We start from the raw sequence: 12,764 nt of genomic DNA, 5'->3' as shown, positions 1-12,764 counted from the left end.
GTAGGATGTACTCCAGTAATGATACGTTATGAAATTAATTTTGCAATCACAAACGCAATACCTGCAGCTACTCCACCCACTAAAGTTGTTTGCCAAGCACTTTTAATAGGCTTAGACCCAGTATATCTTCCCTTCACAAATCCAAAGATAAACAGTGCAATGAGTGTCATAATAACAGAAACGATAAGTGCAGACTGCGACTGTTGAATAAACATATAAGGGAGCAAAGGAACAAAGCCACCTACAATGTACGATAAACCAATGGTTAAGGAGCTATTTCGCGCTCGCTTCGGCTCAGGCTTTTCAAGTCCAAGCTCGTATTTCATCATAAAATCTACCCATTTTTCATCATCCTGACTAATGGCATCAACAGCCTCCTTGACTGTCGGTTCAGGAAGATGCCATTCACGTAATATATCTGCTACCTCTTCTCGTTCACGATTAGGTAATTCCACTATTTCTTTTCGTTCACGAGCTAGCTCAGAGGCATAGTGCTCTTCATCGGTACGAGCAGCAAGGTATCCCCCAAGTCCCATTGCTATAGAACCTGCAGCAATTTCTGCTACACCTGCAATCACGACTAAGCTTGGGTTAGAAACACTACCTGATAAACCAGCTGCAAGGGCAAAAGGAACCGTTAGTCCATCCGCCATTCCAATTACCACATCTCGAATAAATTCGGGAGCTAAAAAGTGCTGTTCTTCATGCGTATCCTTGTTCAATTCTTTCTCTGACATAGAAATTCTCCCCTTATATTTCAAATCAACTGCATATTCTAAAGCAGCGATAATGAAAATCCTTATCGTTACCCTTAAAATGCCACATGGTGCTATTACAAATGTAATAGCACCATGCCTGTTTCAAATTATTTGATTATCATTATTATATCACAATTTACAGAAACAGGCACATACGGTAAAAGAATCTTCAATAAAGAAAAATCTTTTTTACTCTAAATGCTCTGTTATAATTAAAACAATAATATTTCCAGTAATTACAACTAAAGGAGGATACACTTATGTCCAAGGATCGAAAAACAGGCATTTTATTTTTATCTCTTTCTACTGTATGCTTTGCAGGTTCTTATGCGTTAAAAACAATCTTCCTCTATGCCCCAACCTTTGGATTTTTATTAGGAACCCTCTCCCTAGTTACTGCAAGCTACTGGATAGGAAAAACCGAGAAATAATGAAAAAAGACAAGCACATCCCTAGTTGTGCCTGTCTTCTACTATTTAGCCTTACATGCTGCTCTCCAATGTCATATTCGGATGCTTTTCCTTAAACATACGAAATACAAAATCATTTTCAAATAGAATGACCGGATTTCCTTCACGATCCTCAACCTGCATAATACGCGAGTCAAACATGTTATCTTGCAATTCCTCTTTCTTCGTCCACATCGCAATACTATGCTTCATAGGAACAAATTCAATATCAACATGATATTCATTCTTCATACGATATTCGAAAACTTGGAATTGTAGTTCCCCAACTGCTCCTAAAATATAATCTCCAAAAAATGGCGTACGATACAGCTGTACAGCCCCTTCTTGTACAAGCTGGGTCATCCCTTTATCGAATTGCTTATGCTTGAGGGCATTTTTAGCTGTTACTTTCATAAATAATTCTGGTGGGAACTTTGGCAGCGCATCATATTGAAATACATCGCCACCATCTAAAATCGTGTCGCCGATTTGGTACGTCCCGGAATCATACAACCCGATAATATCTCCCGGATATGCTTCTTCAACTGTTTCCCGGTCAGAGGCAAGAAATTGCTGAGATTGCCCAAGCTTCAGCTTCTTCCCTGTACGAGCAAGCGTAACCGTCATCCCGCGTTCGAATTTACCCGAGCACACGCGAACAAATGCAATACGATCGCGATGGGCAGGATTCATATTCGCTTGAATTTTAAATACAAACCCTGAAAAATGTGGATAATCCAGATCAATTTTTCCCGCTGAAGAATTTCGCGGCTGCGGTGATGACGTTAGCTCGATAAATGCATCTAAGAACGATTGCACACCAAAGTTTGCGATCGCACTTCCGAAAAATACCGGAGTCAGCGTTCCGTTTTTAACCTTTTCAACCGAAAAATCATTCCCAGCTTCGTCTAACAAAGCAAGCTCTTCAGTTAATGTCTCAAGGTAGGAAGAGTCAATATGTTGTTTTACTTCATCCGTAATATGTTCGCCGTCAAAATCAGTAAAAAACGAATCCTTGCTGCCACGGAACACTTCTATTTGCTTCTCGAAGCGATCATATGTACCTTGGAATCGTTTACCCATGCCAATTGGCCACGTAACTGGGTAGGATTGAATTCCGAGCACTTCTTCAATTTCAGCAAGAAGCTCAAGCGGTTCTTTTCCCTCACGGTCCAATTTGTTTATAAAGGTAAGGATCGGAATCCCACGCATCCGACATACTTTAAAAAGCTTGATTGTTTGTGCTTCAATCCCCTTCGTTCCATCAATAACCATGACTGCACTGTCTACAGCAGTTAACGTTCGGTACGTGTCTTCACTGAAATCTTGGTGACCCGGTGTGTCCAAGATATTAATTCGATGGTCATTATAGAGGATTTGCATCACACTCGATGTAACGGAAATTCCACGTTGCTTTTCAATTTCCATCCAGTCTGATTTCGCATATTTTCCTGTTTTTTTTGCTTTTACTGTTCCTGCTGCACGAATCGTACCGCCTAGAAGCAATAGCTTTTCTGTCAATGTCGTTTTCCCAGCATCCGGGTGGGAAATGATTGCAAACGTCCGACGTGACGCAATTTCCTTGTTCATTTGCTCACTAATCATAACTGCATTCCTTTCCGAAAAATATATATAAAAAACTAACGATGCACAGTAGTGATTATCGTAGTCAATACGAGACTTATACGAGTCTTCTCTTTCTACTCAGCACTTCTTATCATATCAAATCCTGTCCCGTAGTTAAAGTTTAACTTACAATTCCTATGCATTTCCTATCTTAATTTTTGATTTCTTTACGATTTTCTTCCCTGCAACTAGTTCCTTGAGAAAAAACACTTGTACTTTTGCAATATATCTTCTATAATAATCTCGTCTTTTCAATTTAATAATTACAAAATCCTCATCAATCCGATGAGGTAGAGGTTGCGGCTTTTAAGAGTATGACGGACGAGATACAGAGAATATCGCCTGACTCCGTACAGAAAGGAAAAGCTGCCGAAGTTTGTGCTCCACTCTGGAAGCATGAGCTGGGACTGTTTTCGAATAGGAACAGGACTGTCACATTTGCAAAAACCGGCAAATGTGATGTGCTATCTTACGGAAGGCATGATGCGGGTAGTATATAACGTCGTCGAATCCTTTCGACGGCTTTTTTTATTCCCCACTCCTTCCAAACTATAAAAATAGGAGTGTTTAGTTATGGAAAGTACAGCAAGGACCGTTTCATCACATGAAACTACATCAAGTCAAAATGAATTGCATAGAGGTTTGAAATCACGTCATTTAACGATGATTTCACTCGGCGGAACCATTGGAACAGGATTATTCCTTGCCAGTGGGAATTCAATTCATAATGCAGGACCAGGCGGAGCTCTTGTGTCCTATATCGCTGTTGGAATAATGGTATACTTCCTCATGACAAGCCTTGCAGAAATGGCAACCTATATGCCAGTAGCCGGTTCGTTTAGTACGTATGCAACGAGATTTATAGATCCTTCTCTTGGGTTTGCACTCGGCTGGAATTATTGGTATAACTGGGCCATTACGATTGCAGCAGAATTATCAGCTGTAACAATGATTATGAAATATTGGTTTCCTCATACATCGTCCCTATTATGGAGTGCACTTTTCTTAGTTATTATGTTTCTATTAAATTACTTAGCTGTAAGAGGGTTCGGTGAAGCCGAATATTGGTTTTCAATTATTAAAGTCGTAACCGTTATTATCTTTTTAATAGTTGGTACTGCTATGATTTTTGGAATTATTGGCGGCAATGCAGTTGGATTTCAAAACTTTACGATTGGCGATGCTCCGTTCCACGGCGGATTTATGTCAACACTTGGTGTTTTTATGGCTGCTGGTTTCTCCTTCCAAGGAACAGAGCTTCTCGGTGTTGCAGCAGGAGAAACAGAAAATCCAAGAGTGGCCATTCCACGTGCTATCAAAAGTGTGTTTTGGCGAATTCTTCTCTTTTACGTGCTAGCCATTTTTGTTATTAGTTTACTTATTCCGTATACAAACCCGGATTTAGCAAATAGCGACGTTACTGTCAGCCCATTTACGCTTGTGTTTAGTCGCGCAGGGATTGCATTTGCTGCATCTGTTATGAATGCAGTTATATTAACTGCCGTTCTATCAGCTGGAAACTCCGGTATGTATGCTTCCACTCGTATGCTTTGGGATTTAGCTCGTGATGGAAAAGCTCCGAAGTTTTTAGCAAAGCTTGATTCACGCGGCGTTCCTGTGAATGCTCTACTAATAACAGCATCCGTTGGTGCCATAGCATTTCTTGCTTCTTTGTTTGGTGATGGTGTCGTATACACATGGCTATTAAATGCATCTGGTATGTCAGGCTTTATCGCATGGCTTGGTATTGCGATTAGCCACTATCGATTCCGTAAGGCTTATGTTGCTCAAGGACGAGATATAAGCAAACTACCTTACCGTGCAAAATGGTTCCCATTTGGACCTATATTTGCTTTTATCCTTTGTTCCATTGTTATTATCGGTCAAGGCTTCTCAGCTATTTCAGATGGAAAAATCGATTGGAACAGCATGATTGTTTCCTACATCGGCTTACCGCTATTTCTGATTGTTTGGCTTTGGTATAAAGCAGCGAAAAAGACAAAGATCGTTCCACTTCAAGACTGTGAATTCGTTGAAGAATAGGAAGTTAAAAAGGGGTACTCAAAATTTATGAGTACCCCTCTTCTATATTTCCATATAAATATTGCCCTCTCAAAAGTTTGATACTCTTTCCATTCGATATTATAATCTGAATATTACCTCATATCGGATTTCATTGTTTTAGAAAGGAAGGATCAATTTTGAAAGCAAAATATGTGACGACAGAACTAGAACGTAATGATGCGTTTTTCATTCGAAAAACTGTTTTTGTAGAAGAACAAGGTATTCCAATACAAGATGAATTTGATCAATACGAAGACGTTGCAAATCATATTGTCATTTACAATAACGAAGAGCCTGTTGGTGCAGGTAGATTACGCATCGTTGATAACGTAGCGAAGCTTGAGAGAATTTGTGTATTAGCCTCCTATCGTAAGTACGGTGTAGGTAAGCTGATTGTCACAACAATGGAAGATCTCGGAAAAGAAAAAGGAATGACAAAAGCGATGCTGCATGGCCAAACACAAGCAGAACATTTCTACAAAAAACTTGGCTATCATACGATTACAGAACCATTTATGGAAGACGGCATCCCTCACGTAATTATGGTGAAGGAGCTTCTATAATACGAGAAACGATTTTAATCTCTTTTTTAAAAATAAGTAAAAGGTACAAGCTTTCTTACTCGGCTTGCATATACTTATAGTGGACATAGTTCTTTCAACCCCTCTTCAGTCCGAATCTTGAAGCAGCTGTTTTATAAACAGCTGCTCTTTTTATTAATCGGCTGAAAGAAAACGATGCACAATATGAACGAACATACGTACACCGATAGATAGAGATTCTTCATCAATATCAAAGCGAGGATGATGATGAGGATAAGAGGTTTCTGGTGTACTTCCAGAACCAAGTTTGAAGAAGCAGCCTTTTGCCTTTTGCAAATAGGCGGAGAAATCTTCTCCACCCATCGATGGCTGGAGCATAATCACTTTCTCATTGCCTAGCAGCTCACTTGCACATTGTTCGATCAGTCCTGTAATCTCTGGATCATTAATGACAGGTCGATAGCCGTACCGATAGGAATAAGAAAATGTTGCACCATGCGCATCTACTATGCCCTTTGTGATTTGCCGAATTCGAGTATCCGCATCCTTGCGAAGCTCTTCCTTAAACGAACGGACTGTACCCATAATATGTGCGCGTTCTGGTATAATATTGTCAGCTGTACCGGCATGAAATTGCGTTACCGAAAGAACGCGTTGGTCGAAGGCATCGTTTCCCCTTGAAATAATGTGCTGCAAGTTCGTGACAATCTGTGCACCAATAGCAATGGGGTCAATACACACCTTCGGATGAGCTGCATGTCCTCCGCTTCCTTCTATTATAATATCAAACACATCTGGCGCTGCCATCATAGGTCCGTAGGTAATGCCAATCTTCCCGGTTGACAAGCCGGACATCATATGCAGACCAACTACTGCATCTACCTCATCCATAACCCCCTTTTGTACCAATTCTTCAGCCCCGCCTGGGTATTGCTCCTCTGCATGCTGAAATAGAAAACGAACTTCTCCCGCCAAAGAATCTGCTTGCTGCGAAAGTACATCGGCTGCCCCTAACAAGATAGCAGTATGTGCATCGTGGCCGCATGCATGCATAACTCCTGGTATCTTTGAAGCATAACTAACGTCGTTTTCCTCTTGAAGCGGTAGTGCATCCATGTCAGCACGCAGTGCAATCGTTTTCCCCTCTTTCTTCCCTTTTAAAATTGCCATGACACTAGACACCGTTGGACGAACAATCTCTAAGCGAGGAAAGGATTGTAATGTTTCATATACAAATTGCGATGTGTTATGCTCACGAAAAGAGACCTCAGGATACATGTGCAGATGCCTTCTCCAACTTACTGTTTTTTCCTTTATATTATTTCCTTGGAAATCATTCATGATCTTTCCCTTCTCCCTATTATATTTTAGCATTTGCATATACATTTAAAGCAGAATGTACTATACTATTTTCTGATTCTTTTAACGTTTCCCTCCATATCCATATGGTGGAATCGCAAAAATATGAACGTATTCTCTGGTTATTTCATATTGCAAAGGATTTTCTTTTTGTTAGTACAGTGATACTATCAAAAATAGAACATGGTGATAGCAGCAGGATGTTATGTAGGAGGAAGCTCATGAAAGTAATTCAAAAAATATGGGTAAAACCACAGACACAATGGGTATGGAAAACCCTCTATTATTTATTCATTCTTCTAGCCCTTCTCGGGATTTATGGATTTAAAGATACAACTTCGAGTACATTTATTTACAATGAGTTTTAAAGTGGGGTAAGCATATGAATGTGTTAGAACAAATAGAACAATGGACCCTTACAGAGCCGAACCGTAACGCGTTCGTATGGAGGGATCAACAACTAACATACGGAGAATTGAAAGAACAATCTGACGCACTTGCATATTGGATAGCGCAGCAGCAGATAGGTGAAGCACCGATTGCAGTATATGGACATATGCAGCCAGAAATGATTATCATGTTTCTTGCCTGCGTAAAGGCAGGACATGCATACATTCCAGTTGATACCAGCCTACCGGCTGATCGTATTCATCGTATTGTTACGAATTCTTGTGCAAAGCTGTTCCTTTCAGCAGCAGATACTGCGATTCCAAATGTAGCCATTCCTATCGTTCAAAAGGAAGAGCTGCAGCAAATATTTTCTACTTATAAGGGAAGAGCAGCAGATACAACATTGGCGGTAACGGAAAAGGATACTTTCTATATTATTTACACTTCCGGCAGCACAGGAAATCCGAAGGGTGTCCAAATTACGCTTGGCAATTTGCAAAGTTTTGTGAGTTGGATGCAGCAGGATTTTCCCATCACGCCTGGCCAAATATTTTTAAATCAAGCACCATTCTCATTTGATTTGTCTGTTATGGATTTATTTCCTGCCTTAACAACGGGGGGGACATTGTGGGCCATCGACAAGGATATGATTGCCAAACCTAAAGATTTATTTGCGTTCCTTGCAAAGTCCCAACTAGAAGTTTGGACGTCTACACCTTCCTTTGCACAAATGTGTCTTATGGAGCCTTCATTTACGGAAAATATGCTACCAAACTTACGCACCTTTCTGTTTTGCGGAGAAGTTCTTTCAACTGACACAGCTAATAAACTAAAGGAACGGTTTCCAAACGCACGTGTTATAAATACATACGGTCCTACCGAAGCGACAGTAGCCATTACACATGTAGAAGTGACGGAAGATATTCTACATACACATCCTTCTCTTCCTGTCGGCTACTGTAAATCCGACAGTCGAATTCTAATTATCAAAGAAGACGGAACCGTTGCAGCTGAAGGAGAAAAGGGTGAAATCATTATAAATGGTCCAAGCGTAAGCATTGGCTATTTAGGTAGCCCGGATTTAACAAACAAATCCTTTACAATCATCAATGGTCAACGTGCCTATAAGACAGGCGATTCCGGTCATATACAAAATGGACTTCTCTATTTCCATGGCCGCTTGGATTTTCAAATAAAGCTACACGGCTACCGTATGGAGCTAGAGGAAATTGAACATCAGCTCCGAACGAGTTCCTATGTAGAAGCAGCGGTTGTTGTCCCTGTTAAAAGAGGAGAATCATATGATCACCTATTAGCAGTAGTGATTCCGAAAAAACATTCGTTTGAAAAGGAATATCAGCTCACTTCTGCTATAAAAAAAGAAATTGCATCCTTTCTACCGAGCTATATGATTCCGCGAAAATTTAAGTATCGTGAAAGTATACCGATGACAGCAAACGGAAAAGTCGATCGAAAAAAATTGTTGAGTGAGGTTACAGTATGATTCCTTATGCAACGTTTACCTATTTTTTCATTCTAATGATCCTGCTTGCTCCTACGATCATAGCTGGGCTACGAGGAAAATCACTGCGGACATATAACTCCGTTGTCACTGTTATCATACTTGCTATTATTTTCGCTAATCAGCCGGTGCAAGCCGTTTCACTCATCGGCTATACTTTATGGCAAGTCTTACTTGCAAAGGGATATCTCCCTTTGCGTAAGAAAAACAATAAAGCGAGCACATTTTATGTTGCTACCTTTTTGGCTATTCTACCGCTTTTGCTTGTGAAAATCATTCCGATTATACAGCCGTCAAATGCCATTGGCTTTCTTGGCATTTCTTATTTAACATTTAAATCGGTGCAAATTATTATTGAAATAAGAGACGGGCAAATTAAAGAACTGTCACTCTATGACTTCCTTCGTTTCCTACTCTTCTTTCCAACCATTACATCTGGACCAATTGATCGCTATCGTCGCTTTCAAAAGGATATAGAAAAAACACCATCAGCAGAAGAATACAAGGAACTTCTTTACATAGGGATTAATCGGATATTTCAAGGATTTCTGTATAAGTTCATCATCGGCTATTTGATTAATGAGTATATGCTTCATACAGAATTTATCATGCGCAATACGTTTTCTTCTGTGCTCGTTTATATGTATGCCTATAGCTTCTATTTATTTTTTGATTTTGCCGGTTATAGTGCCTTTGCGATTGGGATTAGCTATTTTATGGGCATTAAGACGCCCGAAAACTTTAATAAACCATTTATAAGCCGCAATATTAAGGACTTCTGGAATCGCTGGCACATGAGCCTATCCTTTTGGTTCCGCGACTATATTTATATGCGCTTTGTTTTCCTTATGACCAAAAAGAAGCTTATTAAAGACCGCTACATCGTTTCCTACATGGGATTTTTCTTGAATTTCTTTATCATGGGAATGTGGCATGGACTCCATACGAATTATATCATTTATGGTTTGTACCACGCACTTCTATTTATATTGTTTGATCTATTTGAACGGCAAAACAAAAAGCATAAATTTTGGCCGAAAAATAAACTAACGCATATCATTGCAATTATCATTACATTTCACTTCGTATGTTTCGGATTTCTTATCTTCTCCGGCAAAATCATCTAACGTTGCGTTTTGCCTAGAAGCGAGTACTATAAGGTTATGAAAAAAAAGGAAAAGGAGATTACAATCATGGCTGAATTAACAGAACAAGTATTAGACTTACTAGAAGAAGTGTGTGAAAACGATATAGTGAAAGAAAATCCAGATGTTCTTCTTTTTGAAGAAGGCATTCTTGATTCATTTGGAACCGTTACTTTATTAGTAGAAATTCAAGAACGTTTAGGCATTGAAGTATCCATTTCTGATTTCGACCGCGAAGAATGGGCTACACCAAACTTGATCATTAAAAAATTGGCGGACATGCAATGAAAACTCCCAAGTTTGGACCGATCCTTCTAGCATTCCTAATCTTTTGTATCCTGTTGTTTCTTCCCAATTCGTTTTTGCTTTCTCTTTTGAACGATAAAAAGTTGGAAGATGCAGCTACTTCCTTAAATCCAAACGTATTTCAAGGAATTGATTTACAGAAGAAAATGCTAGAGGATCCGAAATACCTTCCAATGTATGGCTCATCAGAGCTATCTCGGTTAGATGTATACCATCCATCTAACTACTTTCGCGTAAATCCTGACGGGTTTACGCCATTTCTCATTGGTCGAGGCGGTACGCAATCACTAACTCATTTCCTAAGCCTGGCTGCAAACGCAGATCAATTAGAAGGAAAAAAAATCGTCTTTGTTCTTTCTCCGCAATGGTTTGTGGCAGAAGGATTAAACGAGGAGCATTTCGCACCTAATTTTTCATCAATCCAGGCATATGACTTTCTCTTTAATCAAACGATTGATCCCGCACTTAAGAAGCAGGCTGCCGAAAGGCTCCTAACCTTTGATGTAGTGAAAAAGGATAAGCTGCTCACAACAATGCTTGATGGAATTGTATATACAGACTCTGCACACACATGGAAAGCACAGGCTGCTAAACCACTGGCATACATGTACCGAAGCATTCTACAGCGAAAGGATTTTATTCTTTCCCTCGTAACTGTGTACGGACGTAAGCCCAATACAGATCCACATTTGAAAAATCTAACATGGGATCAACTCGAGCATCGCGCTGATCAAACTGGAAAAAACGACTCAAAATCTAATACATACGGTATAGACGATAGTTACTATAACGATAAAATTTCCCAAAAGCTAGCTGCATTAAAGGGCTACCGAGCAAATGAATCGTACGATGTATCACCAGAATACAATGACTTGCAAATGGTACTAGATTTATTAAAGCAAAAACACGCACAAGCACTCTTTATCTCTGTTCCTGTAAACGGGCCGTGGTATGACTATGCAGGGTTCCCACAGGAACGACGGCAATCCTACTACAAAAAAGTAACAAATCAAATCGAACAATCCGGCTTTACCGTGGCTGATTTCTCTGACCATGAATATGATAAATATTTCATGAAAGATACCATTCATGTCGGCTGGAAAGGCTGGATTTACATTGATGAAGCGATAAAACAGTTTTATGATGGAAAGTAAACGGAGGATTCCTTCAGGCCGATGGGCAAAACGTGTCGGATTTTGCGAATAATCGATAAATCAAGGAAATTCGTTGATAAAAGTCTTCTTTTCGTCGATATATTTTAATTTTCGTCGATAAACGATGTTTTTCGTTGATAAATATATTGATTTCGTCGATAAAACCTCCGTGGTCCAACTTCGCAGCTTAGATAAAGTAAGAATGGAGTTCGGCATCGTGGCAATGGCCCACAATCTATTGAAAAATGAAAAAGTGCCAACGAAAAACAATTTGTTTTTCGTTGGCACTTTTATTTTAGGGACTTTTTAGACGGTCCCTTTTTACATAGAAGATTTACTAATCTAGCATTCCTTACAATCTAAATTGATGCAGCTCTGCAACTCGTTTTTTTGCTTGCTCCATCGTTTTCTCAACTAAGTCAGCTGCTGTTAGCTCACGAGCTAACGATGAAGCCTGTCCTGCCCAAAGTGCCATATAATCCGCATTTCCTTGCGTGGCCGCAGCACTACGAAGTGATGACGTAAGAGAATTTTGAATCGGATATGGAGGCAAATCCTGTTCGCTACCTTTCATCTGCTTTATAAATGCGTTCTCAATTCCGCGAGCATAGCGACCTGAAAATACTCTCGTTACGACCGTACTCTGATCATTACTATGTAAGACAGCTTGCTTATGAACAGGATGCGCCCCGCTTTCTTTACAAGTTAAGAAAGCAGTCCCCATTTGAACCCCCTCTGCTCCTAATGCCACTGCTGCAATAAGACCTCTTCCATCCATTATGCCACCAGCAGCGATAATCGGTATGGTAGGAACTGCTGCAATGAGCTGAGGAATCAGTGCCATTGTTCCAATTAGCGAATGAGGCTCAGTTCCAAGAAATGTGCCACGGTGCCCACCAGCTTCACTGCCTTGCCCAACGATGGCATCAACACCAATATTGGCAAGTACCTTCGCTTCTCGCACATTTGTTGCCGTGCCTATTATAATGGTTCCATGCTTCTTTAGCTCTTGTATCTCCTGCACATCCGGTATATCAAAGGCAAAGCTAACGATAGGAACCTTTTCTTCGATTAACACCGCTAGCTTCTCATGATAATCCTCTTCTGGAATGGCTGTTCTATGTTCTTGTAAACCTAATTGTTCTTCCATAGGACGAATCATACGCTTTCCATTTTGAATCATTTGATCATCTATTAATCTTCTTCTTGCAATTAGCAAATTTACAGCAAAAGGCTTTGCAGTCAGTTCACGTATTTTTGCAATCGTAGAACGAATGACTTCAGGTTTCATATATCCAGCACCTAGTGTTCCGAGACCTCCTGCCTCTGAAACGGCTGCTACAAGCTCAGCTGTTGTTACCGACCCAGCCATTCCTGCTTGAATAATCGGATACTTTATACCGAGCATATTCATAAGCTTAGTTTGTTCCATAAATAGTCCTCCTTTTT

General features: G+C 40.0%; 12 protein-coding genes and 1 riboswitch. Of the genes, 8 read left to right on the top strand and 4 right to left on the bottom strand.

What is annotated here, in order from left to right:
• Positions 1-26: 26 nt before the first annotated feature.
• The gene (locus ACM5BR_RS02415) at positions 27-737 is read right to left on the bottom strand and encodes a VIT1/CCC1 transporter family protein (RefSeq protein WP_416825593.1); all 711 of its coding nucleotides are present in this window, start codon (positions 735-737) and stop codon (positions 27-29) included.
• A gap of 281 nt (positions 738-1,018) precedes the next feature.
• Between ACM5BR_RS02415 and ACM5BR_RS02410 the strand changes: the two genes are divergently transcribed.
• Entirely contained in the window at positions 1,019-1,189 is a 171-nt protein-coding gene (locus ACM5BR_RS02410; protein ID WP_416825592.1) for a hypothetical protein, read from the top strand.
• 51 nt (positions 1,190-1,240) lie between these two features.
• Here ACM5BR_RS02410 and ACM5BR_RS02405 read toward each other — a convergent pair whose 3' ends face one another.
• Positions 1,241-2,812: a peptide chain release factor 3 gene (locus tag ACM5BR_RS02405; protein ID WP_416825591.1), complete on the bottom strand. Its 1,572-nt coding sequence runs from the start codon at positions 2,810-2,812 to the stop codon at positions 1,241-1,243.
• A gap of 304 nt (positions 2,813-3,116) precedes the next feature.
• Positions 3,117-3,308: riboswitch (Lysine riboswitch) on the top strand.
• Positions 3,309-3,406: 98 nt separating this feature from the next.
• Here ACM5BR_RS02405 and ACM5BR_RS02400 point away from each other — a divergent pair.
• On the top strand, positions 3,407-4,876 hold the full coding sequence (locus tag ACM5BR_RS02400; protein WP_416825590.1) for an amino acid permease: 1,470 nt from the start codon (positions 3,407-3,409) through the stop codon (positions 4,874-4,876).
• A gap of 158 nt (positions 4,877-5,034) precedes the next feature.
• A complete protein-coding gene (locus ACM5BR_RS02395) occupies positions 5,035-5,460 on the top strand; it encodes a GNAT family N-acetyltransferase (protein ID WP_416825589.1) in 426 nt (141 codons plus the stop codon).
• Between the two features lie 153 nt (positions 5,461-5,613).
• Here ACM5BR_RS02395 and ACM5BR_RS02390 read toward each other — a convergent pair whose 3' ends face one another.
• Entirely contained in the window at positions 5,614-6,780 is a 1,167-nt protein-coding gene (locus ACM5BR_RS02390; protein WP_416825588.1) for a M20 metallopeptidase family protein, read from the bottom strand.
• Positions 6,781-7,019: 239 nt separating this feature from the next.
• Between ACM5BR_RS02390 and ACM5BR_RS02385 the strand changes: the two genes are divergently transcribed.
• The 5 genes from ACM5BR_RS02385 (at position 7,020) to dltD (ending at position 11,315) form a co-directional block, all read left to right on the top strand.
• The gene (locus ACM5BR_RS02385) at positions 7,020-7,166 is read left to right on the top strand and encodes a teichoic acid D-Ala incorporation-associated protein DltX (RefSeq protein WP_416825587.1); all 147 of its coding nucleotides are present in this window, start codon (positions 7,020-7,022) and stop codon (positions 7,164-7,166) included.
• 14 nt (positions 7,167-7,180) lie between these two features.
• Positions 7,181-8,692 carry a D-alanine--poly(phosphoribitol) ligase subunit DltA gene (gene dltA, locus ACM5BR_RS02380; RefSeq protein ID WP_416825586.1) on the top strand — a complete coding sequence of 504 codons (1,512 nt, stop codon included), beginning with the start codon at positions 7,181-7,183 and terminating at the stop codon, positions 8,690-8,692.
• Entirely contained in the window at positions 8,689-9,837 is a 1,149-nt protein-coding gene (gene dltB / locus ACM5BR_RS02375) for a D-alanyl-lipoteichoic acid biosynthesis protein DltB (protein WP_416825585.1), read from the top strand. Before dltA ends, dltB begins: the two co-directional genes overlap by 4 nt.
• 66 nt (positions 9,838-9,903) lie before the next feature.
• The gene (gene dltC / locus ACM5BR_RS02370) at positions 9,904-10,143 is read left to right on the top strand and encodes a D-alanine--poly(phosphoribitol) ligase subunit 2 (protein WP_416825584.1); all 240 of its coding nucleotides are present in this window, start codon (positions 9,904-9,906) and stop codon (positions 10,141-10,143) included.
• A complete protein-coding gene (dltD, locus tag ACM5BR_RS02365; protein ID WP_416825583.1) occupies positions 10,140-11,315 on the top strand; it encodes a D-alanyl-lipoteichoic acid biosynthesis protein DltD in 1,176 nt (391 codons plus the stop codon). Before dltC ends, dltD begins: the two co-directional genes overlap by 4 nt.
• A gap of 352 nt (positions 11,316-11,667) precedes the next feature.
• Here the strand turns inward: dltD and ACM5BR_RS02360 are convergent, their stop codons facing one another.
• Positions 11,668-12,747 carry an NAD(P)H-dependent flavin oxidoreductase gene (locus tag ACM5BR_RS02360; RefSeq protein WP_416825582.1) on the bottom strand — a complete coding sequence of 360 codons (1,080 nt, stop codon included), beginning with the start codon at positions 12,745-12,747 and terminating at the stop codon, positions 11,668-11,670.
• Positions 12,748-12,764 lie beyond the last annotated feature (17 nt).

The sequence above is a fragment of the Ectobacillus polymachus genome, assembly GCF_048159605.1.
GTDB lineage: Bacteria > Bacillota > Bacilli > Bacillales > Bacillaceae_G > Ectobacillus > Ectobacillus polymachus.
Note: the sequence above shows the minus strand (reverse complement) of the source record. Positions and strands in the feature narration are given on the sequence as shown.